The following is a 25,510-nucleotide window of genomic DNA, read 5'->3' on the forward strand; positions in this document are numbered from 1 at the left end:
TTCTCACCTGCCCTCGCGCGACAGGCGCGGGTTGAGCGCATCGTTCAGCCCCTCGCCGATCAGATTGAGGCCGAGCACCGACAGCAGGATCGCGACGCCAGGAAACACCGTGATCCACCACGCCTGACGAATGACGGTGCGACCGGCGCCGACCATGTAGCCCCAGGAGATCAGGTTGGGATCGCCGAGGCCGAGGAACGACAGCGAGGATTCCAGGAGGATCGCGGTCGCGACCATCAGCGAGGCCAGCACGATGACAGGCGACAGCGCGTTAGGCAGGATCTCGCGCCAGATGATCCAGGCATTGCTCTGGCCGGTGACGACGGCGGCCTGGACATATTCGCGGGTCCGCAAGGACAGCACCTCGCCACGCACCAGACGCGCCACCGGCGGCCAGCTGACGAGGCCGATCGCAGCGACGATCGAATAGATCGACGGCTGCAGGATCGCGACCAGCACGATGGCGAGCGCGAAGCTCGGGATGGTCTGGAAGAACTCGGTGAAGCGCATCAGCGCATCATCGACGCGGCCGCCGAAATAGCCGGCGATGGCGCCGAGCGGCACGCCGACGATCAGCGCAACGAGTGTCGAGACGAGACCGACCAGCAACGAGACGCGGGCGCCGAAGATCAGGCCGGCGAGCACGTCGCGTCCGAGCGCATCGGTGCCGAGCGGGACCTTCGACAGCGTGAACGGCGGAACGAACGGCCGCTGCACCATGCGCCATGGTGAATTGGGGAAGTAGACCGGCCCGGCCACCGCGATCACGATCGCCAGAACGAGAATGATCAGCCCGATGATGCCGCTCGGGCTGCGCAGCATGGTGCGCCAGAACTGCCTCATGAGGCGTACTCAATGCGCGGATCGACCAGTCGGTAGACGAGATCGGTGACGAGATTGAAGATCAGCACCATGGCCGAGGAGACCACGAACACGCCAAGCAGCAGGTTGTAGTCGCGCTGGATCAGCGCGTCGTACATCAGCCGGCCGATGCCCGGCCAGGCGAAGACCGTCTCGGTCAGCACCGCGCCGCCAACCAGGGTGCCGGCGTGGACGCCGGCGAGGGTCACCACCGGCAGCAGCGCGTTGCGCAGCACGTGGCGGCGCAGGATGACGCCATCGCGCAACCCCTTCGCGCGCGCCGTCTTGACGAAGTCGAGCCGCTTGACCTCGAGCATCGAGGCGCGGGTCATGCGAGTGTAGGTCGCCATGAAGAACAGGCCGAGCGTGGCAGCCGGCATGGCGAGATGTGCGGCGACGTCGAGCGCGTGGCGGACTCCCGTATAGCCGGCACCGACCGTTTCATAGCCGAAGCTCGGCAACCAATCGACCCAGACCGAGAACAGCAGGATCGCGATCAGGGCGATCCAGAACAGCGGCGTCGCGTAGAAGATCAGCGCGAGCACAGTAATTGCAGTATCGAGGATCGTGCCGGCGAAGCGCGCGGCGAGGGCGCCGAACAGGATGCCGAGACCGAGCGAGATCGCGAACGCGGTGAGCGTCAGCAGCAGCGTCGCCGGCAGCCGCTCGGCGATCAGCCTGGCGACCGGCGCCTGCTGGCGGAACGAGAAGCCGAGGTCGAGGCTGGCAATGCCCTTGACGTAGATGAGGAGCTGTTCCGGCAGCGGACGGTCGAGGCCGAATTTTTCGCGCAGCTGCGCCACGAAAATCTGGTCGGAGGCGCCGGCTTCGCCGGCCATCACCACGGCCGGATCGCCCGGCGCCAGCCGGATCAGGAAGAAATTCAGCACGATGATGGCGAGAAGGACGATGACGCCCTTCACGACGCGCTGGGCGATGAAGGAGAGCATGAAAGCCCCGTGGAAGTCAGCTCGGCAGAACAGCGAAACACTGGAGTGCGGGGATCATGGCCGCGCCCCGGAATGCACCGCTATTTGTCGAGCCAGGCATCGCGAAAGCCGTCGTTGACGCCGATGCCGGTGGTGATGAGGTTCTTCACCTTGCACTTGGTGATGGTCGGAAACTGCAGCTCGAGCAGCCAGGCCACGGGCACGTCCTCAGCCAGGATCTTCTGCACCTTGTCGTAGGCCTCCTTGCGCTTGGCATCGGTCGGCGCCGTGGCGCCCTCCGCGAACAACTTGTCGACCTCCGGGTTCGAATAGCCCTCCACATTGTTGAACAGCTGGCCCTTGGCGATCGCCGAGGTGATGTAGTTGCGGGAGACGCCGAGCGCGGGATCGCCGTACTGATAGAGATAAGTGAAGGCGATGTCGTAGTCCCACTCCATGATCTTCTGGTTGCCGCCTGGGACGTCGGTCGCGATCGTCTCGATGTTCATGCCGACATCCTGCAGGTTCTGCTTCACCGCCTCGCCCCAGCGCTGCCAGGTCTCGCCATAGGCCAGCGGCAGCATGCGGATCTTCTCGCCCTTGTAGCCGGCCTCCTTGAGCAGCGCCTTCGCCTTGGCCGGGTCATACGGATATTTCGGCACGTCGTCGCTGTAGAACTTGATGGTCGACGCCGACGGGCCGGTGGCCACCTTGCCGAGGCCGTTCCAGATCACGTCCTTGGCGAAGTCGCGGTCGATGGCGTACATGATCGCCTGGCGCACCTTCTTGTTGGCCAGGATCGGATTGCGGTTGTTGAGCCACATCCAGGCCAGCGGCGAGAAGAACTCCCAGCCGGCGCCGGTGACGCAGGCGCCGGGCAGCTTGGAGACGCGCAGCACGTCGAAATTCTCGATCGAGCCGCCCGGCAGCACGTCCACCTTGCCGGTCTCGAAGGCGACCGCGCGCGCGGCGGCGTCGGGAATGATCTGCCAGTAGACCTCGTCGAGATAGGGCTTGCCCTTCTCATGGTAGTTCGGATTTTTCACCATCCGGATGAAGGAACCCTTCTGCCATTCCTTGAACATGAAGGGGCCGGTGCCGACAGGCGCGTTGTTGTTCGGATTGGTCTTGTAGTCGGTGCCCTCATACAGGTGCTTCGGCACCATCGGCATCGAGCCGACCTCGAAGATGCCGATGAAGGGACCGAACGGCTCCTTCAGCGTGAACACCACCGTGAGATCATCCGGCGCCTCGACTTTCTCGACCATCACGAGGTTGTTCCGGGCGCGCGCATGCGTCTGCTTCAGCATCTCGATCGAGAACAGCACGTCGGCCGAGGTGAACGGCTTGCCGTCGTGCCAGGTCACGCCGGGCTTCAGCTTGAAAGTGTAGACCTTGGCATCCGGGCTGATGGTCCAGCTCTCGGCGAGGCCGGGCAGCGGTTCGAGCTTGGGGCTGTAGCGCAGCAGGCCTTCGAAGATGTTGCCGGCGACCATCTGCGTCGGGCCGTTCTGGACCATCGCCAGCATCAGGCCGGGCGGCTCGGGCTGAATCACCGCGTTGACCACGCCGCCGATCTTCGGCTCCTCCGCTTGCGCCGCGGACAGTCCGCAGCCAATGACTACACCCAGCAGCACCCGTTTCAACATGATGAACTTCCCAAATGTCATTGCGGGCCGCGATGCATCAAGCGCGCCAAGGTGCGCGATATCGCCATGCGGCTTCTGATGTGATGCCTGCTCTGGGCGCATGGACTGTTGGATCGTCCGCGCGCAGCGCCGTAGAACGGACTCCAATACGACCGCGGGCAACGCTTTGGAAACGTCGCCAGGACCTGTCAGTCGCGCAATGCGCCCCCGGACGACGCGGCTCACAGGTCGAGCCCCTTGATGCAAAGGCTCACACAGTCGCGATCGCGGCCGCAAGATGAAACTCGCGACAGCGTTAGCCCAAAAATTGAACAGGGAAAATCAGCGCCGCAGACGCGCGATCGCGCCGGAAACGATCTGCATGATCACGCCGATGATCCAGCCGACCATGATCAGCGACGTCCAGACGATGTGCGGATCTTCGCGCAGGATAATGATGGCGACGGCGAAGAACGCCGTCAGGGTCGCAAGGAAGGTCCCGACGGCGCTCAGGAATTCGGCCGTATCGATCTTCGTCTCCGCAGGTGAGTCCTCGTCATGCGGATGAAAAGGGAGTTGCGGCGTGTCGATGCCGAGATAGAAGCCCAATGCGCCGGACAGCATCATCACGATCAGGAAGCCCTGCGTGGTCAGCAACGGAACGCTGGAGCCGACATGCGCCCCGACGAAGACGCCGCAGGCGGCCCCCGCCAGAGCCAAACCCGAGCGTTCGAGGATATGGGCAAACTTCCTGACGCGAAACCGCATGACCTGCCCCCAAATGTCAGACCCGCCACGCGCATGCAGCGGATTCGACGCCTGGACCGTCCTAACGGCAAGACCGTCACCCAAACGTCAAATCTGAAGCTGCACTCGCGCGAAAATTTTAGCTACATTTCTTTTGACGCCAGCACCGCCCGAAAGGGAGGGCGAATGCTGGCATCAATATACTAGGCGGCCCTGGTCAGGTCGGCATTGAGGTGGCTCAACCTCGGCATGACCTCCTGCTTCAAGAGGCGCAGCGAGTTGTGCCAAGCTTCCGGCCTGTGCTTGTAGTCGAAGCCGAACACGCACAGCGTGCCGAAGCCGCCGACCTCATGCCAGATCTTCTCGATCTTCTCGGTCACCGTGGCCGGCGAGCCGACGATCCAGTTGCGCTTGGCGCAATAATCCACCGTCACGTCGGAATCGGGCACATCGGGTGAGTGCTTCAGATAGTCCTTGAAGCCGAAATGACCGAGCAGGGGCAGGAAGTATTCGCCCATCATCCGTCCCATCATGTCGCCGGAGGACAAGCGCCAGGCTTCCTCGTCCGTATCGGCGACGAATACCTCGCGCACCAGCCGCCAATCGCTGCGGCTGGGCTTGCGACCGGACTTGGCGGCGCCGGCCTCGACCGAGTCCCAGTGCGACGACACATAGGCGGGGTTGAGGTTGAGGCTCATCGGGATGAAGCCGCGCTCACCGGCGAGCTTCAGCGTGTCGGAGTTCTTCGATAGGCCGGCGACGCCGATCGGCGGATGCGGCGCCTGCACCGGCGTGATGTGCGGCTTGAGGAAGTCGAACATCACGTCGGGCTTGGTCACCGTCCAGTACTTGCCCTTGTACGTCCATGGCGCGTCCTCGGACCACATCTTCAGGATGATCTCCAGAGCCTCGCGCGTCATCTCGCGGTTCTGGCCGCTCATGCCGTCGACGTTGAACATCGCCCAGTCGCTCGGCAGGCCGGATGCGGCAATGCCGAAATTGAGGCGGCCGTCGGAGAGGTGATCGAGCATCGCGACGCGATTGGCGAGCTCGGCCGGGTGATGATAGGGCAGCAGGAAGCCGCCGGGCCCGAGCCGGATGTTCTTGGTTTCGCGGAAGGCCTGCGCCAGAATCAGGTCGGGCGCCGGATGCGGCTCCCAGGGCGCGGTGTGATGCTCGCCGATCCAGGCTTCCTGATAGCCGAGCTCGTCGAGCCACCGCAGGACCTGCAGGTCCCACTCCTGCCCCTCCTTCAATCCGCACTCCGGCGGATGCGAGGGCATCGTGAAATATCCGATTTCCATGGCGCTTTCCTCTCGCGTTTATATTGCGGCGCATCTTTGCGATGCGCTCATCGTCACGCGAGACGAAACACGACCAGACGAGTCGGCATCGCCGCACGTGGTCTGCGAAGTCTAGCACTTCGTCCGACAGCGACAATCGTCAGCCGTGTCGCGGGCGGAATGATGACCGCAGAATTTTGCAACGCTGATGCGCAACATTGCGGTCATCAATTGCACGTCAGCGTGCGCCGAACGTCGTCTTGCCGAACAGCTCCTTCTGCGTCGACGGCTGCGAGCGCCAATATTGCGGAGGTGCGGCGACTTGTCCGCCGAGCTCCGCTGCGGCGTGCCAGCCCCAACGCGGGTCATAGAGCATGCCGCGGGCCAGCGCGACCATGTCGGCCTTGCCCGAGGCCACGATCTCCTCGGCTTGCTGCGCCTGCGTGATGAGACCGACCGCAATGGTGGGAAGCGCCGTCGCCTGTTTCACGGCCGCGGCGAACGGCACCTGATAGCCGGGTCCGAGCGTGATCTTCTGCAACGGCGACACGCCGCCCGAGGAGACGTCGATCCAATCGGCGCCGCGGCGCTTCAGCTCTTGCGCAAACGTGATGGTCTGATCGAGATCCCAGCCGCCGTCGACCCAATCGGTCGCCGAGACGCGCACGCCGACCGGTCTGTCCGCCGGAAATACCGCCCGCACCGCATCGAACACGTCGAGCGGAAACCGCATGCGGTTTTCGAGCGAGCCGCCATAGGCGTCGCTGCGCTGGTTGGCGATCGGCGACAGAAACTGATGCAGCAGATAGCCATGCGCGCCGTGGAGCTCGATCGCGTCGATGCCGAGGCGCGCGGCTCGTTGGGCTGCGGAAACGAACGCATCGCACACCCGCTTCAGTCCGGCTGCATCGAGCTCCTGCGGCGCGAGTTCGCCATCCTTGTGCGGCAGGGCCGAGGGCGCGACCGTCTGCCATCCGCCGTCCGCGAGCGGAATCTGCTGTCCGCCATCCCACGGCTTGTGGCTGGAGCCCTTGCGTCCGGCATGAGCGAGCTGCATCGCGACCGCAGCCTTCGCATGTCTGCGAACCGAGGTCAGGATCGGCTTCAGCGCAGCTTCCGTCGCATCGTCCCACAGCCCGAGGCAGCCGGGGGTGATGCGCCCGATCGGCTCGACATGCGTCGCCTCGATGCAGAACATCGCCGCACCCGATAGCGCCAGCGTGTTGATGTGGGTGAAGTGCCAGTCGTTGGCCGCGCCATTCTCGGCCGAGTACTGGCACATCGGCGACACCATGATGCGGTTAGCGAGTTCGAGACTGCGCAGCTTGATCGGAGTGAACAGGGCGCTCATGCTGAGTTCCAGGTTGTAACGATGGACACGATGATCTGATGGCGGCAAGTGTCGATCATGGACGAGGCGCGGTCAACGCGAGCCGCCGCAGCGGCGCCGCGGCTCACTCCACCAGCGTGAACTGCAGCAGCAGCGTGCGCTGGATCATCGAGAAATTGTCGTCGGACACCAGCGTCAGCACGGTCTCGCCCTCCGGCGTGACATGCGCATCGATGCCCTCGAGATTGTCGATCTCCTGCCCGAGATCGGCGGAGAAGATCGCCGGACCATCGACCAGCGCGCCCGGCGCGATCTGCGCAAGCATCAGCCGGCGGATTCGAATGCCGACCCCGTTGAACAGCGAGAACTTGCGTTCGAGCACCAGCAGATCGCCCGTCGGCAGCAGCACGGCATCGCTGACGTCGAACTCGTTGCTGCGGACGATGCTGAACTGTCCCGCCGCGGGTCCGCCGATCAGGAAGGCGAGCAGATTGCCGTTCGGGTCCAGACCGCGCTCGGAGAGCGCGATCAGGGCGCCGGCGAGCGGCAGACCCTTCGGCACGACTACCAACGCTTCCAGTCCCTTGTTGTAGGGCAGCCGCTTGGCGGCCGACGGCAGCGGCACGATCTCGCCGCGCGCGCCGGTTCCGCCCTTGGCGAAATCGTAGCGCAGGAGCTGGTTGACGCGCTCGAGGCCGACATAGACGATGTCGCCATCGCGAGCGAGCGACTCGGAATCATACCAGCCGCGATCGGTGATGGGCCGTCCGTCCGGACTGAGCAGCGGCGCCGCTTCGACATCGGCGAGCCCCGCGATTTCGCGGCCGGAATAAGCAATGCGGCCGGTGAACCAGCCGCCCTTGTCGCTGACCGCGAGGAAGCGTTCACCCTTGCCATCGAGCCGGATGCCGGACAGGCCGCCGAAGCCGGGATAGGACGAGGTCAGCGCCACGCCGCTGCGATACTGCAGCATCCCGAAGCGCAGATGGGTCCTATCGCGGAGGTCGAACGAAGGCAGCGGTCGCGCATTGACCTCGATCTTCACCGGCGACGTGACGGAGTGCTCGTCGGAAGCTGCGCGTCTGCGGACAGGCGTCGGCGCGAGTTGCGCACGAGCCGTCGTGGACCATGCGAATGCCGACACTCCGCCGATGGTCAGCGCGAGAAAGCGCCTGCGGTCGGCAATCGCCTGCAGCGACATCGTCAGCGGAGCCCCCTCCCCCACCTCCTCCGAGGCGGAGGAGGTACGCAGCCGGCCGACGGCCGCTTACGAATGCAGCCTGCGCTTTTGCCCCGGCGCAGGCTGCGGCGCCGCGTGGGTCTCCGTGAACAATTCGGCGAGCTTCTCGGTGATGGCGCCACCGAGCTCCTCGGCGTCGACGATGGTCACCGCGCGACGGTAGTAGCGCGTGACGTCGTGGCCGATGCCGATCGCGATCAGCTCGACCGGCGAGCGAGTCTCGATCTCCTCGATGATGTGGCGCAGATGCCGCTCCAGATAGTTGCCCTGATTGACCGACAGCGTGGAGTCATCGACCGGCGCACCGTCCGAGATCATCATCAGGATCTTGCGCTGCTCCGTACGCCCGAGCAGGCGCTTGTGCGCCCAGTCGAGCGCCTCGCCGTCGATGTTCTCCTTCAGCAGCCCCTCGCGCATCATCAGGCCGAGATTCTTGCGCGCCCGCCGCCACGGCGCATCGGCCGACTTGTAGATGATGTGGCGGAGATCGTTGAGGCGGCCGGGATTGGCCGGCTTGCCGGCGGCGAGCCACGCCTCGCGCGACTGTCCGCCCTTCCACGCCCGCGTCGTGAAGCCGAGGATCTCGACCTTGACGCCGCAGCGCTCGAGCGTGCGGGCGAGAATGTCGGCGCAGGTCGCGGCCACCGTGATCGGGCGTCCGCGCATCGAGCCGGAATTGTCGAGCAGCAGCGTGACGACCGTATCGCGGAAGGTCGCCTCCTTCTCGCGCATGAACGACAGCGGCTGATAGGGATCGATGACCACGCGCGACAGCCGCGCCGGATCGAGGACGCCTTCCTCGAGATCGAACTCCCAGGCGCGGTTCTGCTGCGCCATCAGCCGGCGCTGCAGCCGGTTGGCGAGCCGCGCCACGATGCCTTGCAGGTGCGCAAGCTGCTTGTCGAGATAGGAGCGCAGGCGCTCCAGCTCGTCGTGGTCGCACAGATCCTCCGCCGCGATGATCTCGTCGAACTTCGGCGCGAAGGCGTGATATTCGGGGCCGCGCGGCTCGTTGGCACCGCCTCGGTTCGGACGCGTCGCCTCACCCGGCGTCTCGTCGTCGCCGAGTTCGCCGTCATCGAGCGTGTCGGACGCCGAGGCCTGTGCCGCCTCCATGGCGCTCTCCGACATCTCGTCCGACGTCGTCTGCGCCTGGTCTGCGCTCATCTCCTGCGCAGCGTCGGATTCGGGCGAGCCCTCGGCGCCGGACTGCTCATTGTCGCCGTCGCGGTTGTCGTCGTTGTCCTCGTCCTCTTCCGAATCGGCGTTGCGCTCATCGCCGAGATCGAGCGCCGACAAGAGATCGTGGACGAGGTCGCCGAACTTGGCCTGATCCTCGGTGAAGCGGCCGAGCTCATCGAGACGCTGGCCGATCCTGTCCTCCAGGAACGGACGCCAGAGATCGACCACCTTGCGCGCCGCATTCGGCGGCGCCATGCCGGTGAGGCGCTCGCGCACCATCATGGCCAGCGCATCCGACAGCGGCGCGTCGGCGCGGTCGGTGATCTCGTCATATTTGCCGCGATGGAAGTGATCATCGAGCATCGCCGTGAGATTCCTGGCGACGCCGGCCATGCGTTTTGCACCGATCGCCTCGACGCGGGCCTGCTCGACCGCCTCGAACACGCCACGCGCCTGCGGATTGCCCGGGATCAGCTTGCGATGGATTTTCGGATCATGACAGGCAAGCTTCAGCGCGATCGAGTCGGCATGGCCGCGCACCACGGCGGCGTCACGCTTGGTCATCTTGCGCGCCGGCTCGGGCAGCCGAGCCTTGCCCGGCGCAAGGCCGGGACGCTCGGCCGCGAAGGAGACTTCGAGCTCGGGCGCCCTGGCGATCGCGCGCAGGCACCCCGTGACCGACCTCTTGAAAGGTTCGGTTGGTGCTTCCTTGACGCCAGGACGGGGCTTGTTGCTCGGTGTGGTCATCTGATTCCTGCGGCTATCGTCCCGGCGAACGCCAGGCCCGATAACCACCGGCGTTCGTTTGTTCGCACTCGCTCTCCCGCATCACCCGACGAGAGAGGCCGCGGCGTATGGGTCCCGGCCCGAGGCCAGGAGGACGCCGGTGTGTCAGCTCAGCGCCACGTTGATGGAGGATTCCGGCAACTCCGCATTGAAGCAGCGCTGATAGAATTCCGCGACCAGCGGACGCTCGAGCTCGTCGCACTTGTTGAGGAACGTCACACGGAAGGCAAAGCCGATGTCGCCGAAGATCTCGGAGTTCTCGGCCCAGGTGATCACCGTGCGCGGGCTCATCACCGTCGACAGATCGCCATTGGCGAAGGCGTTGCGCGTGAGGTCGGCGAGCCGCACCATCTTGTTGACGGTGTCGCGGCCCTGTGCGTTCTGATAGTGCTTGGCCTTGGCCAGCACGATCTCGACCTCCTCGTCATGGGCGAGGTAGTTGAGCGTGGTGACGATCGACCAGCGGTCCATCTGGCCCTGGTTGATCTGCTGGGTGCCATGATAGAGGCCCGAAGTGTCGCCGAGCCCGATGGTATTGGCGGTCGCGAACAGACGGAACGCCGGGTGCGGCTTGATCACCTTGTTCTGGTCGAGCAGGGTCAGCCGGCCCGACACTTCGAGCACGCGCTGGATCACGAACATCACGTCCGGACGGCCGGCATCATATTCGTCGAACACCAGCGCGACGTTGTGCTGCAGCGCCCAGGGCAGGATGCCATCCCGAAACTCGGTGACCTGCTTGCCGTCTCTGACCACGATCGCGTCCTTGCCGACGAGGTCGATACGGCTGATGTGGCTGTCGAGGTTGACACGCACGCACGGCCAGTTGAGTCGCGCCGCGACCTGCTCGATATGGGTCGACTTGCCGGTGCCATGGTATCCGGTCACCATCACACGGCGATTCTTGGCGAAGCCGGCCAGGATCGCAAGCGTCGTGGCGCGGTCGAAGCGGTAGTCGGCGTCGACCTCGGGGACATGCGGGTCGCTTGCGGAAAAAGCCGGCACCTCAAGGTCGCTGTCGATCCCGAACACCTGCCGCACCGACACCTTCATGTCGGGCACACCGGTCATCTCCTGCGCATTGGTCGTAGCGGCGGTCGTCATTCATCCTCCGGGGTCCCGGGCATTCCCGAAACCAGATTTCATGTTTGGCTGCGGTTGAAGGGCTTCGACGCCAGCCTAGCAGAGAGCACGCGCGGGCAGAAGCCTAAGCCTTGATCAAAGTTCCGTCGTTATATCATCGAGATAGGCATGAGTGGCCGTTTTCGAAAGGCTGCCCTGCGAATCGTGCCACCTTTTCGCCCACCGGATCTTCCCAGGATCTCGACGTGGCACCCGGAGCCGGGGTTCCTACTTATCGAGGAGCTCCCGCCCACCCTCTCCACCAACAGGAACCGCGTGGCCCATCTGTTCGATCCCCTCATTGCCTTCGTCTCAGCGCATGCGGGACTGGCCTATCTCACCCTGTTTCTGGCCGCCCTGCTGGAGGCGATCCCGATCATGGGCTCGGTGGTTCCAGGCACGACCATCATCCTGGCGCTGAGCGCGTTGATTCCGGGCGGCGAGCTGACCCTGCAATGGGTGCTGGCGGCGGCCATCCTGGGCGCGGTGCTGGGGGACGGCGGGGCGTTCTGGATCGGCCATCGCAGGCAGCGCGAGATCCTGACGAGTTGGCCGTTCTCGAACTATCCGCGCCTAGTGGCGCAGAGCGAGGCCTTCTTCCACCGTTTCGGCACCCTGGCGATCTTCTTCGCCCGCTTTGTCGCGCCGATCCGCGCCGTCGTGCCGATCACGGCCGGCGCGCTCGACATCCCTCCGCCGCGCTTCTACGCCGTGAACATCCCTGCCATCGTGCTGTGGGCCTGCGCCCATGTCCTGCCCGGAGTATTCGCCGTGCAGCTGTTGCACCGCTATGGCGGCATTCCGCATCATAGCCATATCGCCAAATCCACCTGGATCATCGCGGCGATCGCCGGAACGATCGTGGTCTGGCTGGTCCTCAGATTGACGCGGAAGCGGCGCGAGACGCAGCTGGCGGCCGGCGCCGCGGATTAGAACGGCTACAGCGAATCCAACATGGCGCCGCGGCCGGGTGCGGGTCCGATATAGCGGGCGCGCGGGCGGATCAGGCGGCCATGCTGCAGCTGCTCGCAGGCGTGGGCGATCCAGCCGACGCAGCGGGCCATCGCGAACAGCGCCAGCTCGCTGCCGGCGGGCAGACGCAGACTATGCACCAGCACCGCAAGCGCGTAGTCGATGTTAACGAACTCGCCGGTCGCCTCTGCGATCCGCTCCGGCACCTCGCGGGTGAATTTGCGCGGCGCGCCGGCCCGCGTCAGCGCCTCCAGCAGCGAGATCGCGCGCGGATCACCGCGCTTGTAGACGCCATGCCCGAACCCGGCGAAGCGCTCGCCCAGCGCCACCCGCTCGCGGATCAGCGGCGCGACATCGCGATCGATGAGTGCCTTCACCAGTTGCGACGCCAGCACGCCGGCACCGCCGTGCTGCGGCCCTTTGAGCGCCGCAAGACCCGCGATGACGGCATCGTAGAGGCTGAGGCCCGTCGACGCCGCACAGCGGACGGTGAAGGTCGACGCGTTCAGCTCATGATCGGCAAGCAGCACCAAGGTGCGGCGGATCAGGTCCGGCGCATGTTCGTGTCCGGGCGCCCAGCTCCGCGCTACCTGAACATGGAGCGGATCGGCTGACGCGGGCTGGTTCAGCATGGTTGCGACCACAAGCCGAACGATGCGGGCGCCGACCAGCGCCCGACCGTCGGGTGCGCGGTTGAAGGCCGCGGGATCAGCATGTGTCGCCAGCGCCAGCACCGCGATGGCGCGGTCGATCGGCGCCGCGCGCCGCGCGGCATCGGCGATGAGACTCATCTCCTCCGACACGGCCGGAAGGTTGTCTGGCGCAAACGGATCGAGCGCGGTCACGTCCCACAACAGTGTCGCGGCATGCTCCAGCGTGTCGCGCGCGGCCAGGTCGACGCAATTGACGCCGCGATAGATCGGACCGGCTTCGGTGATCGTCGACACGGCGGAATCGAACACGGGGAGATCCGCATCGAAGCTGCGGAAAGCGCGCGGCTCGGGGGCCGGCGCACGACGCTCCTTCAGGGCGCGGATGTCCTCGGCGCGATAGCGGCTGCTGCGCGAGTTCGGCGACGGCTCGGAGCGGACCAGGCCGCGGCTGACATAGGCGTAGAGGGTGGCCGGCGAGATCGCGAGCTCGGCCGAAGCTTCACGGGCAGATAGGTAAAGTCCGCTGTCTTTTTTCATATTGATCAGCTTAATCAAGATTGATCAAGTTGTCGACTGGGCGGATCTTGCCGGCGTGACCATTCGTGAAGGAGACCCGCCATGACCATCCACCTCGGCAAGACCCCGATCGGCCTCGACGGCATCGCCGCCGCCGAGACCGTGCTCAGCCACGTCGACGGCCAGCAGGGAGAGCTCATCATCGCCGGCGCCCGTGTGGCCGATCTCGCCGCCGCCAACGGCTTCGAGGGCGTGACGGCCCGGCTATGGAGCGCAGCCACGAAGCGCACCGTCGGCGAGGCCGAGGTCCGCGCCAGCCTTGGTCGTGCCCGCGAGCGTGCCTTTGCCCGGCTGCCCGAGCTGCTCGCCGCGACCTCCGGCCTGTCGATCATCGACGGCTTCCGCGCCGCGGTCGCGGCGCTGCGCCACGAACCCGGGCTCGACGACGAAGCCACGATCGTCGGCGCCTGCCCGGTGATCGCCGGCGCCTTGGTCCAGCGCGCCCAGGGAGCGCAGCCGATTGCCCCCGACCCTGATGCCAGCCACGCCGCCGATACGTTACGGATGGTGCGTGGCGATAGGCCCGAGAGCGGGGAGGTGGCGGCCTTGGACACCTATCTCGTCACCGTCAGCGATCACGGCATGAACGCCTCGACATTCGCCGCGCGGGTCGTTGCGTCGACCCAGGCCGACCTGTTCGCGTCGGTGACCGCCGGCTATTGCGCGCTCACCGGCCCGCTGCATGGCGGAGCGCCGGAGCCGGTGCTGGAGATGCTCAATGCGATCGGGACGCGCGACCACATCAAGCCGTGGGTCGATGCGGCGCTCGGCCGCGGCGAGCGGCTGATGGGCTTCGGGCATCGGATCTATCGCGTGCGCGATCCGCGCGCCGACGTGCTCAAGGGCGCGATCGAGCGGCTGGCGGGCTGCGGGGCCGATCTGCCGTTTGCGAGCGAGGTAGAGGCTTACATCCGCCAAGCGCTGCGGCAGAAGAATCCGGAGCGGGTGCTCGACACCAATGTCGAATTCTTCACCGCCATCCTGCTCGATGCGCTGAAGATTCCGCGCCAGGCGTTCACGCCGATCTTCGCGGTGGCGCGTGCGGCGGGCTGGACGGCGCATGCCCGCGAGCAGCAGCGGACGGGGCGGCTGATCCGGCCCAGCTCGGCCTATATCGGGCCGAAGCCCTGAACCGTCGAGCGCGACGCGCGGCAGCCTCGCGCGCTGCCGCGCGTCAGCCCTTCACCACCGTCTTCAGGTAGTTGTAGGCCTTGATGATCTCGATCAGGCGATCCTCGGTGGAGCGGTCGCCGCCATTGGCGTCGGGATGGTGCTGCTTCACCAGCGCCTTGTACTTGACCTTGACGTCTTCGAGCGTCGCATCGGGACCAAGGCCCATCACCTGCAGCGCCTTGCGCTCGGCGTTGAAGACCTTGCGCGTCTCGGCCTTGGGGGCCGACTGGGGATCCGGACGCCAGCTGCCGCGGCCGTTGATCTCGGCGAAGACGCTGAACGGATCGGCGGCATCGCCGAGATCGCCCTCGGCGCTGCCGGTGCCGCGCTTGGCCGATGTGTTGGCACCCATCTTCCAGGTCGGGCGATGCCCGGTCAGCGCATCCTTCTGATAGCGCGCGACCGCCTCGGCGTTCATCCCCGAGAAGAAATTATAGGACTGGTTGTACTCGCGCACGTGGTCGAGGCAGAAGTGCCAATACTCGCGCACGTTCTCGCGTCCCTTGGGCGCGCGGTGCGAGCCCTTGTTCTTGCAATCCGGCCACTGACAGGGCTGGGCCTCCTCGCGCACCACCGGCTGCCGCGCAGCCTGCTTCTTGGGCTTGATGCGGATGGAGTCGAAGAATTTGTTTGAATCGATCGCCATGGCGGACTTTGACTACGCAACGCCGAAAGCTTCAAGTCTTGACATTGCGAATACCTCTGGCGGGGACCGCCGATTGACGAAAAATAATTTGATGCGTATTTCCAGAGACCATGCGGACCCGAGATGCTATCATCAAAAAGTTGCGCGAAGCTTTCTCGCCGGAAAGCCTCGATGTTCAGGACGAATCACATCTGCACGAAGGCCATATGGGCCATCAGCCGAGCGGTGAGACCCATTTCCGTGTGTATATTGTGTCGCAGGCCTTCGTCGGCAAGAGCCGTGTCGATCGCCACCGCCTGATCAACGCCGCATTGGCAGCGGAACTTACCGGCTCGGTGCACGCGCTCGCGCTGCATGCGAAGGCGCCGGGCGAGGCTTGATCCCCAATTAGAACGCCGTGCCTGCACGGCGCGGCCGCGTCTCCTCGGTTTCGCCGCGCGGCACCGGTACGATGCGCAGCGCGGTGATGCGATTGCGCTCCCGGCGCAGCACGCGAAAGCGGAAGCCGTAGAACGTGAAGCTCTGGCCGCGCTCGGGGATCGAGCGCGCCTCGTGAATCACGAGACCTGCGACAGTGGTCGCCTCCTCGTCCGGCAGCGTCCAGTCCATCGCGCGATTGAGATCACGGATCGGCACCGATCCATCGACGACGACGGATCCATCCGGCTGCACGCGCACGCCCGCGACCTGAACGTCCTGCTCGTCGGAGATGTCGCCGACGATTTCTTCCAGGATGTCCTCGAGCGTGACGATGCCTTCGACCTCGCCATACTCGTCGACCACGAGCGCGAAATGCGTCTTGCGGCGGCGGAACGCTTTCAGCTGTTCCGACACCGAACGCATCTCCGGCACGAACCAGGGCGGCAGCGCCAGCGAGGCGACGTCGATGTGCGACACATCGCCCTCGGCGGCGCGGATCGCACGCAGCAGGTCCTTCGCATGCAGCACGCCGATGATGTTCTCCGGCGTCCCGCGCCATAGCGGGATGCGGGTATACTCGGTGGCGAGCACCTCGCGCACCAGTTCCTCCTGCGGCAGGTCCGCATTCACCATCACCATCTCGGTGCGGTGGACCATCACGTCGGACACCTGCAATTCGCGCAAGTCGAGCAGGCCGCCGAGCATGTCGCGGTCCTGCTTCTCCACCTTGCCTTCATGATGCAGGAGATCGACTGCGCCGCGCAGGCGTTCGGTCGGCGACAGGATCGGCTGATTGGCCCCGACCTTGAAGCCGATCAGCCGCATCAGCCCACGCACGATCGCTTCGATCACGGCCAGCACGGGACCGAGCACGATCACGGCGGCCCGCATTGGTCTGGCAACCGTGAGCGAGACGCGATCGGGCGCATTGATCGCGATCGTCTTCGGCAGCACCTCGGCGAAGATCACCACCAGCGCGGTCATCACGCCGGTCGCATAGAGCACGCCGACCTCGCCGAACCAGGCGGTGAAGATGCCGGTCGCCAATGCGGACGCGGCGATATTGGCGATGTTGTTGCCGAGCAGCAGCGCGCCGATCAGCCGCTCGCGCATGTCGAACAGGCTCGACACCACGTCGGCGTCGCGATTGCCCTGCTTCGACAGCCGCAGCATCGAGGCGCGGGAGGCACCGGTCAGCGCGGTCTCGCTCAGCGCAAAGAAGGCGGAGGCGGCGAGGAGGATGATGACGACGGAGAGTGTGATCCAGTCCATGACGCCGATGTCGCTCTGTAGGGAGGCCGCCGATGATCCGTTGGCACTGCTCAACACGGCGTAAAGCCCGGGATCAGCTTCTGCTGCGCAATTTGGCCTGCAGGAAGTCGCGAACGCGCGCCGGATCGACGTCCTTCGCGATGACGGCGCGGCCGATGGCTTCCATCAGGATGAAGGTGAGCTTGCCGCGATTGACCTTCTTGTCCTGCGCCATCAAGGCCAAAAGCCGGTCGGCGTCGCCGATCCCCTCCTGGGCGAAGCCGGCGATATCCTGCAGATGGGTCGGCAGACCGACCGCGGCAAGGTGACGCTCGATGCGTGTGACGTCGTCGGGCGGCAGCATGCCGAGCTCGGCCGAGAACTGCGCGGCCAGCACCATGCCAACCGCGACGCCCTCGCCGTGGAACAGCCGGTCGGAGAAGCCGGTCACGGCCTCCAGCGCATGGCCGAACGTGTGGCCGAGATTGAGCAGCGCCCGATCACCGGTCTCGCGCTCGTCGCGGGCGACGATCGCCGCCTTGGCGCGGCAGGAGGTTGCAACCGCGTGCTCGCGCGCCGCACCGCCCTTGACGACGTCGGCGTGGTTGGCCTCCAGCCAGGCGAAGAAGCTGGCATCGCCGAGCAGGCCGTATTTGGCGACCTCGGCATAGCCGGCGCGGAACTGGCGCGGCGACAGCGTGTCGAGCACCGCGGTGTCGGCGATCACCAGCACCGGCTGGTGAAAGGCGCCGAGCAGGTTCTTGCCCTGCGGCGAGTTGATACCGGTCTTGCCGCCGACGGAGGAATCGACCTGCGCCAGCAGCGAGGTCGGCACCTGCACGAAGTCGACCCCGCGGCGCAGGATGGCGGCCGCGAAGCCGGCGAGATCGCCGACCACGCCGCCGCCGAGCGCGACGACGAGGTCGTTGCGCTCGATCTTGGCGGCGATCAGTGCCTCGCTGACCTTCTCGAGGCCGGCATAGGTCTTGGAGCCCTCGCCCTCCTCGACCACGATCGTGGACGACGGGATTCCCGCCTCCGCCAGGATCGCCTCGGTCGGCTTCAGCCAGTGCGCGGCCACGGTGCGGTCGGTGACGATGGCCGTCCGGACACCCGGCCGCAGCGCCGAGATGCGCTGGCCAAGCGAGGCGAGCACGCCACGGCCGATGACGATGTCATAGGCGCGCTCGCCGAGCGCGACGTCGACGATGATCGGATCGGAATGCTTCAGTGGTGCCGTCATCGGAGCGCGCCCATCGCTTGCCCAGGATCGGGGAGAACTGGATCGGGTTGCGGTCCGGCAGGCTGCGCATCAGCCTCCGGTGGGGAGAGGAATGACCGCAGGGCCTCGAGGCAGTCCTCGACGACCCGGTCGTGCGGCACGTCGCGCGAGAAGATCGTCAGGTCCGCGAGCTGGTAGATCGGCTCACGCTCGGTCAGCAGGCGCGCCACGGTGCCTTCGGGATCGGCGGTCTGCAGTAGCGGCCGGTCCGCCCGCCGCCTGACGCGGCGCATGATCACATCGGCATCGGCCTTCAGCCACACCGAGACCGCCTTCTCATGGATGCGGCGCCGCGTTTCCTCGCGCATGAAAGCCCCGCCGCCGGTCGCCAGCACACCGGGCCCGTTTTCAAGCAGGCGGGCGATCACCCGCGCCTCGCCATTGCGGAAATAGTCCTCGCCGCGCGACTCGAAGATTTCCGGTATGGTCATGCCGGCCGCGGTCTCGATCTCGGTATCCGCATCGACGAACGGCAGCCGCAGCCGCGCCGCGAGCCGCCGGCCCACGGTCGACTTGCCGACCCCCATCATGCCGACCAGCACGATCAGCCGCTTGCCGAGGCCTGCGAGAATCGCGGCCTCCTGGGCGACAGGTCCAGATGCTGGTTGCGTCGGTTCGGTCATTTCTCCGCTTCTAACCCAGGCCCTGCTGCTTTCAAAGGCATCCTGTTCCGCTCCCCGAGCCAAGGCGAGCTGCCCGGTCTGCCCGACGGGCTTGCAAGGCCGATGCGAACATGTTGGATGAAACCGTTCCCTTTCTGGTGGCCTGCGCGACCGACATGCCCAGCCTGTTCCGCTTCCTGACCGTCATCGCCATCATCGTCGGCGTGGTCTATGGCGCGATCTACGCGCTGGCGAATTTCGTCAACCCGAAGCCGCGCGAGATGACGGTGACGATCCCGCCGGACAGGTTCCAGAAGAGATGATCGGCACCGCTGCGGCGAACCGAAAAGCCACAGGGCATTGATTAAGAATTTTACGATTGTCTGAGGCGGCCGGGCGCCGCGATATCGGCCAGATTTGCGGTCACCGCTCGACGTGCCGGCACGAATACCTCGTAGTGATTCGATCGCCTCGGACGCAGCGGATTTCACGACATGAAGGTCAAGGCCTCCGACGCCAGGCTGATGAGCCTGTTCCTCGACATGATGGCCGCCGAGCAGGGCGCCGGTCAGAACACGCTGGACGCCTATCGCCGCGACCTCACCGATCTCTCCGACTTTCTCGGCGGCAAGGCCAACGGCTTCGCCACGGCCGACACCCAGGCATTGCGCGACTATCTCGCCGATCTCGACACCAGGGGCTTCAAGTCCTCCAGCGTGGCGCGGCGGTTGTCGGCGATGCGACACCTGTTTCGCTTCCTGCTGAGCGAGCGCATCCGCAGCGACGATCCCGCCGCGATCCTGTCCGGCCCGAAACGCGGCCGGCCGCTGCCCAAGGTACTGTCGATCGGCGATGTCGACCGGATGCTGACCCGCGCGAAGGAGCTGAGCGAGGGCACGGACGCTTCGCCGGCGCAGCGGCTGCGCGCGCTGCGGCTGTATTGCCTGCTCGAGGTGCTCTACGCGACCGGCTTGCGCGTCTCCGAGCTGGTGGCGCTGCCGCGGACGGCCGCCCGCAACGATGCCCGCATGATCGTGGTGCGCGGCAAGGGCAACAAGGAGCGGCTGGTGCCGCTGAACCAGGCCTCGCGCCAGGCGATGGCCGACTATCTCGCCGCCCTGGATGCGTTGAAGCCCAAGAAGAAGGCCAGCGCGACGTTCGGCAAATGGCTGTTTCCCTCGTTCGGCGAGAGCGGCCACCTCACCCGCCAGCACTTCGCCCGCGACCTCAAGGAGCTGGCGGTGGCGAGCGGCCTGCCAGCCCGGCTGGTGTCGCCGCACGTGCTGCGCCATGCCTTCGCCAGCCATCTGCTGCACAACGGCGCCGACCTGCGCATCGTCCAGACCCTGCTCGGCCACACCGACATCTCGACCACCCAGATCTACACCCATGTGGTCGAGGAACGGCTCAAGAGCCTGGTGCGCGACCTGCACCCGCTGGCCGAGACCTGACGTCGCTTCACACCTTCCCGAAACCAAATCCGCCGGCGTGACGCCCGGCCGGCTTGACTTCGCGCCCGTCTGCCCCGAAAGAGCGCCATCCTGCCCGCGATCCCGGCGCGATGCCGGGAGGCTGGGCACCGATCGTACCCTAAGCTCCTGAAGTCCTTCGGCTTCAGGTCCGAAGGCCGAACCGATTTCGTCTCCCAGCGCTCTTCCTTCAGCTCTTCCATGCCGGATCCCATGCGCAGCTACCTCGATTTCGAAAAGCCTGTTGCCGAGCTCGATTCCAAGGTCGACGAACTCCGCGCGATGGCCGCCTCCGGCACCGATATCGGCGAGGAGGTCAGCCGGATCGAGGAGAAGGCCGGCCAGGCGCTGGCCGAGCTCTACGCCACGCTCACGCCGTGGCAGAAGACCATGGTGGCCCGCCATCCGCAGCGACCGCACTTCACGGACTTCGTGGGCGGGCTGATCACCGAGTTCACCCCGCTCGCCGGCGACCGCAAGTTCGGTGAGGACGCCGCTTTGCTCGGCGGCTTCGGCCGCTTCCGCGGCGAGCCGATCTGCGTCATGGGCCAGGAAAAGGGCGCCACCACCGAGTCCCGCCTCAAGCACAATTTCGGCATGGCCCGTCCGGAAGGCTACCGCAAGGCGGTCCGCCTGATGGAGATGGCCGAGCGCTTCGGCATCCCGGTGCTGTCGCTGGTGGATTCCGCCGGCGCTTATCCCGGCATCGGCGCCGAGGAGCGCGGCCAGGCCGAGGCCATCGCGCGCTCGACCGATGCCTGCTTGGCACTCGGCGTGCCCAACGTTGCGATCATCACCGGCGAGGGCATGTCGGGCGGCGCCATCGCGCTGACCACCGCCAATCGCGTGCTGATGCTGGAGCATGCGATCTACAGCGTGATCTCGCCGGAAGCCGCCTCCTCGATCCTCTGGCGCGACGGCACCAAGGCGCAGGAAGCCGCCAACAGCATGAAGATCACCGCCCAGGACATGCTGCGCTTCGGCGTGGTCGACACCATCCTGAAGGAGCCGGTCGGCGGCGCCCACCGCGATCCCGCGGCGATGATCGCGGCCACCGGCGAGGCGATCGCCCAGGCGCTTGACGAGCTGAAGGGCCTCGACGCCGACGCCATCCGCAAGCAGCGCCGGCAGAAGTTCATCGAGATCGGCCGCAAGCTCGGCTGAGCGGGCGGGAGCCGAGCGCTCGGCGCTCGCGGTTTTGTGAGTCTTTCCAGCCGTTTGGCCGCATTTCGGCCCCGCCGGCGGGCTCTGCTGTTTAGAAGTTGTTGACCAAAGCGGCCAGGGCCTCGCGGCTCCACCGGAGCGCGGGTTGCGGGTCGTGGGGTCAAAGGCTACAATTTTAATCAATGGTTTGACGGCATGACGCAGGGTCGACCCGTGATTTATCCAGCTTTCGGGCCGATCGGGTGAGATGAGACTGGGGTGTTGCGGCATGCCGGGTTTGCGGGGAGCATTGTCTTGATCAACCGCGCTTTCGTCCGGGTTCTGATGACCTCGGCGGTGTTGGCCGCCGGTGCGCTGCTGACGGGTTGCAACAGCGATCAGGTCGCGCTCGCCACCAACGCCAAGGCCAACCAGCCGGTGTCGCCGAAACTCGTCGCGACGATGGGCGAGAAGGACATGGATCTGCAGTCGCCGATCCTGGTCCGCGTGTTCAAGCAGGAGGCCGAGCTCGAGGTCTGGAAGCAGGACCGCTCCGGCAAGTTCGCGCTGCTCAAGACCTATCCGATCTGCCGCTGGTCCGGCGACCTCGGACCCAAGGTGCGCGAGGGCGACCGCCAGGCGCCGGAGGGCTTCTACTCGATCAATCCGAGCCAGATGAATCCGCAGTCGGCCTACTACCTGTCCTTCAACACCGGCTATCCGAACGCCTTCGACAAGGCGCTGGGCCGCAGCGGCTCGCAGCTGATGGTGCATGGCGACTGCTCCTCGCGCGGCTGCTTCGCCATGACCGACGAGCAGATCGCCGAGATCTATGCGCTTGGGCGCGAGTCGTTCTTCGGCGGCCAGCGGGCCTTCCAGTTCCAGGCCTATCCGTTCCGGATGACGCCGGTGAACATGGCCAGGCACCGCAACAATCCGAACATGCCGTTCTGGCGCATGATCAAGGAAGGCTACGACCATTTCGAAGTCACCCGGCAGGAGCCGAAGGTCGACTTCTGCGAGAAGAAGTACGTCTTCGACGCCCAGAAGCCGCCGGGCGCGACGCATGATCCCGTGTTCGACGCCGCCGCCAAGTGCCCGGCCTATGTCGTTCCCGACGAGATCACCGCCGCCGTGCGCGACAAGCAGCAGGCGGACGAGGTGGAATACGCCAAGCTCGTCGCCAAGGGCACGCCGGTCGCCAAGCTCAACACCGGTATCGATGGCGGCATGAATCCGATCTTCGCCAGCCGCGTGCCGGGCGCCTCCACCGGCCTGTCCGATGCCGGCGAAGCGCCGGGACTGTCGCTCGCCAACTTCTCGCCGGCGCCAGGCACGATCCCCGGTCATGTCAACCCGCCGCGCGCGCCCGGCGCCGACGAGGTCGCCGCGATGCCGGCCAGTCCGGCTCCGGCTCCCGCAGCGGCGCCCTCCACCCGCGTGGCAGCCGTCAGTGCGCCGGAGAAGCCGAGCTTCATGTCGAGCCTCGCCCGCAAGGTTGGGATCGGCGGCAATGCGGCGGCCGACACCAAGGCTGCGACGGCGAAGCCCGAGACCAGGACCGCGGAAGCCAGGCCCTCGGAGATCAAGCCCGCCGAGATCAAACCTGTGCCCAAGCCGGTCGCGGCGAAGCCCGCCGAGACCAAGCAGGCTGCCGCGCGGCCGCCGTTCAAGCCCGCCGCCGGCGACGCGCCCGCCACCACGGCCTCGGCCCCCGCCCAGACCCAGACCGCACTGGTCTCCGGCGCCGTCCCGGTGCTGCAGTCGAACTCGTTCGACAGCCGGTTCGCAGGATTCAAATAGTAAGTCGTCCATCGAGCGCCGCTTTTTTGCGAGACACCGAGGGCCGCCGGACACGCGCAAGCTAGCCGCGCGCTCGGTGCCACCCTCCCCTGGAGGGGGAGGGTCGATCGCACGCGAAGCGGGCGAGCGGGGTGGGGTGATCTCTCCACGCATGCTTTTGCGCGCGGAGACATCACCCCACCCCGCCTCACGTTTCGCTTCGCTCCTCGTGAGGCGACCCTCCCCCTCCAGGGGAGGGTGAGCACCGCGTTTGTGGTGTCGTCGTGGTCAGCAATCTCAAACTGCATTTGGGGATGCGCGTCATTGTCCTCGCGGCGCCCTTGGCGTCCGAGTGATGCATCGATCTCACCCTCCTCCGAAGCGAGGGTGCAGGGAAGGCCGGACCTCGACCGAGGCCCGTGGCCCGCCTGCGAAAAAAATGCAGGCGGCAGGTACCACAGGTCCAGCCGGACGACCCGGCCCTCCCTGCGCGATAGTCTTAACGGCTGCTTCGCGATCTCCCTGGGGACCGGGCTGTCTTGCCCCCATCACCGGCGAGATGCGCGGGGCATCATCAGCCGACTTGACCTCAGCATCGGGAGGCCAGGACCACGCGACTTGACCGTGCGAGCCGATGTTGTTCGTCCGCGCGAATGATCACGCTGCAAACCGGCCCGCCCATCGCATCCCGCACTCCACGCTTCGTGACGACCGCGCAGCGCCCCTCGTCGATGAGGCGGGACGAACGGAATAAATCACGAAATTCCGAAAACGAGAAGCGGCATATTTTTGCTAACGGGACTGGACAGCCCAAATCAGCTTGAACGCGCAGGAAAATTCAGTTTTTACGCGCAGCGCGTTTCTCATCGCTGCGAGGCATGGACCCGCCCGCCGCACGCGGGACGCAGGACCGAATCGCCCGACGGGCAGAGGCGCTAGCGTCGTCGCCCAAGCCTTCATGGCCAAGCCGGCCGGTTGACGGCTGGAATATCATGTCATATTAAAAGTTACATGAGATCCAACAGCCAGCTGTCCGGCATCCTGCACGTCCTGCTCCACATGGCGGAGCACGACGGTCCGGTCACGTCCGAGGCGCTCGCATCGATGATGCAGACCAATCCGGTCGTGATCCGCAGAATCATGGCGGGCCTCCGGGACAGCGGCTATGTGCGCTCCGAGAAAGGCCATGGCGGCGGCTGGACGCTCGCCTGCGATCTGGCGACCGTCACCCTGCGCGACGTCTATGATTCACTCGGGCGTCCATCGCTGTTCGCCATCGGCCATCGGAGCGAGACTCCCGACTGCCTCGTCGAGCAGGCGGTCAATGCGGCGCTCGACACCTCCATCCGGGCCGCCGAGACCTTGCTGCTGTCCCGTCTCGGCGCCATCACGCTGGCGGCGCTGAGCGCTGATTTCCACGACCGCCTCGAACGACGCAAGCGACCCCGCAAAGGAGACATTTGTCATGCCGGCTGACATCGCCGACGGCGCCCAGCAGTTCATCCGCGCGTTTTCCGATCCCGAATTCGTCGCGCGCTACACGGATGGTCCGCGGCGCTTCGTGCCCGGTCTCGACGGGCTGCACCGCATGACGGCGGTCCTGCTGGCCGAGCGTGCGCCCGAACATGCGAGGGTGCTCGTGCTGGGCGCGGGCGGCGGGCTCGAGCTCAACGCGTTGGCGGAAGCGCAACCATCGTGGACCTTCGTCGGCGTCGATCCGGCGCCGCAGATGCTGCGACTCGCCGAACGCACGCTCGGCACGCGGACGAGCCGGGTCGAACTGATCGAGGGCACCATCGACGATGCGCCGGCCGGCCCGTTTGACGCGGCGACATGCCTGCTGACGCTGCATTTTCTGGCAGCATCGGAACGTTTGCGGACAGTCCGCGCCGTGCACGACCGGCTCCGCCCTGGAGCGCCTTTCGTGGTGGCCCATAGCTGCCTGCCCAACGAGCCGGTCGAGAGGTCGCTGTGGCTGGATCGGTACGCGGCCTATGCCGTTGCGTCCGGCACAGACCCCGAGCAGGCCAGGACGATGCGCGCGACCGTCGATGCCAGCGTCAACATGCTGAGCCCAGGGGAGGATGAAGCCATCCTGCGTGACGGCGGCTTTCGCGATGCTCGTCCATTCTTCACAGCGCTGACCTGGCATGGCTGGATCGGCCACGCCTGAACCGCCGCTGAGCATCACACTGATGCCCCCTGAACGATCGCGATCAGGGCCTGCTAATTAGTTGCCCGGCCTGCGCCGGCATCCACGCATGTCCCTCCCTGCGACCCCCGAAGAGGTGGATGACGCGGGTTACGGACAGGCTTCGGCACCGGAGCCCTGCCACGTCTCAGCTTGCGTGACGTCGCGCACGGAGCGCGGGGCCGCGATCTGCGACAAACGGCGCCGTCACCCGAGGCGAGGTGACGCAACCGAGAGGAGCA

At 66.1% G+C, this 25,510-nt stretch carries 23 protein-coding genes; 9 read left to right on the forward strand and 14 right to left on the reverse strand.

The genetic code is table 11. From position 1 onward, the window contains the following. Positions 1–3: 3 nt before the first annotated feature. From QX126_RS20605 to cobS, 9 genes are all read right to left on the reverse strand, one after another. Complete coding sequence (locus QX126_RS20605; protein WP_315783288.1) at positions 4–843, reverse strand: ABC transporter permease; 840 nt, start codon at positions 841–843, stop codon at positions 4–6. Next, positions 840–1,811: an ABC transporter permease gene (locus QX126_RS20610; protein ID WP_315735163.1), complete on the reverse strand. Its 972-nt coding sequence runs from the start codon at positions 1,809–1,811 to the stop codon at positions 840–842. Before QX126_RS20610 ends, QX126_RS20605 begins: the two co-directional genes overlap by 4 nt. An 80-nt stretch (positions 1,812–1,891) precedes the next feature. After that, positions 1,892–3,439, reverse strand: a complete 1,548-nt coding sequence (locus tag QX126_RS20615) for an ABC transporter substrate-binding protein (RefSeq protein WP_315783290.1) — start codon at positions 3,437–3,439, stop codon at positions 1,892–1,894. 321 nt (positions 3,440–3,760) lie between these two features. Continuing rightward, complete coding sequence (locus tag QX126_RS20620; RefSeq protein ID WP_315735167.1) at positions 3,761–4,186, reverse strand: hypothetical protein; 426 nt, start codon at positions 4,184–4,186, stop codon at positions 3,761–3,763. Between the two features lie 182 nt (positions 4,187–4,368). After that, the gene (locus tag QX126_RS20625) at positions 4,369–5,469 is read right to left on the reverse strand and encodes an LLM class flavin-dependent oxidoreductase (protein WP_315783292.1); all 1,101 of its coding nucleotides are present in this window, start codon (positions 5,467–5,469) and stop codon (positions 4,369–4,371) included. Positions 5,470–5,686: 217 nt separating this feature from the next. Then, complete coding sequence (locus tag QX126_RS20630; protein WP_315783294.1) at positions 5,687–6,799, reverse strand: NADH:flavin oxidoreductase/NADH oxidase; 1,113 nt, start codon at positions 6,797–6,799, stop codon at positions 5,687–5,689. Between the two features lie 103 nt (positions 6,800–6,902). Continuing rightward, the gene (locus tag QX126_RS20635) at positions 6,903–7,979 is read right to left on the reverse strand and encodes an esterase-like activity of phytase family protein (protein ID WP_315783296.1); all 1,077 of its coding nucleotides are present in this window, start codon (positions 7,977–7,979) and stop codon (positions 6,903–6,905) included. A 66-nt stretch (positions 7,980–8,045) separates the two neighbouring features. Beyond that, positions 8,046–9,947, reverse strand: a complete 1,902-nt coding sequence (gene cobT / locus QX126_RS20640; protein ID WP_315783298.1) for a cobaltochelatase subunit CobT — start codon at positions 9,945–9,947, stop codon at positions 8,046–8,048. 144 nt (positions 9,948–10,091) lie between these two features. Next, positions 10,092–11,090 (reverse strand): cobaltochelatase subunit CobS, encoded by a 999-nt coding sequence (gene cobS, locus QX126_RS20645; RefSeq protein ID WP_315735178.1) that lies wholly within the window; start codon positions 11,088–11,090, stop codon positions 10,092–10,094. Between the two features lie 294 nt (positions 11,091–11,384). Here cobS and QX126_RS20650 point away from each other — a divergent pair, with 294 nt between their 5' ends. Then, on the forward strand, positions 11,385–12,041 hold the full coding sequence (locus QX126_RS20650; protein ID WP_315783300.1) for a DedA family protein: 657 nt from the start codon (positions 11,385–11,387) through the stop codon (positions 12,039–12,041). Positions 12,042–12,046: 5 nt separating this feature from the next. On the opposite strand, the gene QX126_RS20655 is transcribed toward QX126_RS20650, so the two are convergent. Continuing rightward, the gene (locus QX126_RS20655; RefSeq protein WP_315775684.1) at positions 12,047–13,270 is read right to left on the reverse strand and encodes a citrate synthase family protein; all 1,224 of its coding nucleotides are present in this window, start codon (positions 13,268–13,270) and stop codon (positions 12,047–12,049) included. A gap of 81 nt (positions 13,271–13,351) precedes the next feature. Between QX126_RS20655 and QX126_RS20660 the strand changes: the two genes are divergently transcribed. After that, complete coding sequence (locus tag QX126_RS20660; protein WP_315783302.1) at positions 13,352–14,440, forward strand: citrate synthase/methylcitrate synthase; 1,089 nt, start codon at positions 13,352–13,354, stop codon at positions 14,438–14,440. A 43-nt stretch (positions 14,441–14,483) separates the two neighbouring features. On the opposite strand, the gene QX126_RS20665 is transcribed toward QX126_RS20660, so the two are convergent. Continuing rightward, the gene (locus tag QX126_RS20665) at positions 14,484–15,128 is read right to left on the reverse strand and encodes a J domain-containing protein (protein ID WP_315756912.1); all 645 of its coding nucleotides are present in this window, start codon (positions 15,126–15,128) and stop codon (positions 14,484–14,486) included. Positions 15,129–15,238: 110 nt separating this feature from the next. Here QX126_RS20665 and QX126_RS20670 point away from each other — a divergent pair, with 110 nt between their 5' ends. Then, on the forward strand, positions 15,239–15,508 hold the full coding sequence (locus QX126_RS20670; RefSeq protein WP_315783304.1) for a BolA family protein: 270 nt from the start codon (positions 15,239–15,241) through the stop codon (positions 15,506–15,508). Between the two features lie 7 nt (positions 15,509–15,515). Here QX126_RS20670 and QX126_RS20675 read toward each other — a convergent pair whose 3' ends face one another. From QX126_RS20675 to QX126_RS20685, 3 genes are all read right to left on the reverse strand, one after another. Then, complete coding sequence (locus QX126_RS20675) at positions 15,516–16,820, reverse strand: HlyC/CorC family transporter (RefSeq protein WP_315735190.1); 1,305 nt, start codon at positions 16,818–16,820, stop codon at positions 15,516–15,518. Between the two features lie 73 nt (positions 16,821–16,893). Further along, entirely contained in the window at positions 16,894–18,042 is a 1,149-nt protein-coding gene (gene aroB / locus QX126_RS20680; protein WP_315783306.1) for a 3-dehydroquinate synthase, read from the reverse strand. After that, positions 18,039–18,704, reverse strand: a complete 666-nt coding sequence (locus QX126_RS20685) for a shikimate kinase (protein WP_315783308.1) — start codon at positions 18,702–18,704, stop codon at positions 18,039–18,041. Before QX126_RS20685 ends, aroB begins: the two co-directional genes overlap by 4 nt. A gap of 155 nt (positions 18,705–18,859) precedes the next feature. On the opposite strand from QX126_RS20685, the gene QX126_RS20690 reads away from it, so the two are divergent. From QX126_RS20690 to QX126_RS20715, 6 genes are all read left to right on the forward strand, one after another. Further along, positions 18,860–19,006, forward strand: a complete 147-nt coding sequence (locus QX126_RS20690; protein ID WP_315735738.1) for a histidine kinase — start codon at positions 18,860–18,862, stop codon at positions 19,004–19,006. 171 nt (positions 19,007–19,177) lie between these two features. Beyond that, a complete protein-coding gene (xerD, locus tag QX126_RS20695; RefSeq protein ID WP_315783311.1) occupies positions 19,178–20,134 on the forward strand; it encodes a site-specific tyrosine recombinase XerD in 957 nt (318 codons plus the stop codon). A 219-nt stretch (positions 20,135–20,353) separates the two neighbouring features. Beyond that, the gene (locus QX126_RS20700) at positions 20,354–21,316 is read left to right on the forward strand and encodes an acetyl-CoA carboxylase carboxyltransferase subunit alpha (RefSeq protein WP_315756907.1); all 963 of its coding nucleotides are present in this window, start codon (positions 20,354–20,356) and stop codon (positions 21,314–21,316) included. Between the two features lie 294 nt (positions 21,317–21,610). Beyond that, positions 21,611–23,098 (forward strand): L,D-transpeptidase family protein, encoded by a 1,488-nt coding sequence (locus tag QX126_RS20705; RefSeq protein ID WP_315783313.1) that lies wholly within the window; start codon positions 21,611–21,613, stop codon positions 23,096–23,098. A 990-nt stretch (positions 23,099–24,088) separates the two neighbouring features. Then, positions 24,089–24,553 (forward strand): Rrf2 family transcriptional regulator, encoded by a 465-nt coding sequence (locus tag QX126_RS20710; RefSeq protein WP_315783315.1) that lies wholly within the window; start codon positions 24,089–24,091, stop codon positions 24,551–24,553. Continuing rightward, positions 24,543–25,250, forward strand: a complete 708-nt coding sequence (locus tag QX126_RS20715) for a class I SAM-dependent methyltransferase (protein ID WP_315783317.1) — start codon at positions 24,543–24,545, stop codon at positions 25,248–25,250. The genes QX126_RS20710 and QX126_RS20715 overlap by 11 nt, the downstream gene beginning before the upstream one ends. Positions 25,251–25,510: the final 260 nt, after the last annotated feature.

The sequence above is a fragment of the Bradyrhizobium sp. SZCCHNPS1003 genome (assembly GCF_032381555.1).
Lineage (GTDB): Bacteria > Pseudomonadota > Alphaproteobacteria > Rhizobiales > Xanthobacteraceae > Bradyrhizobium.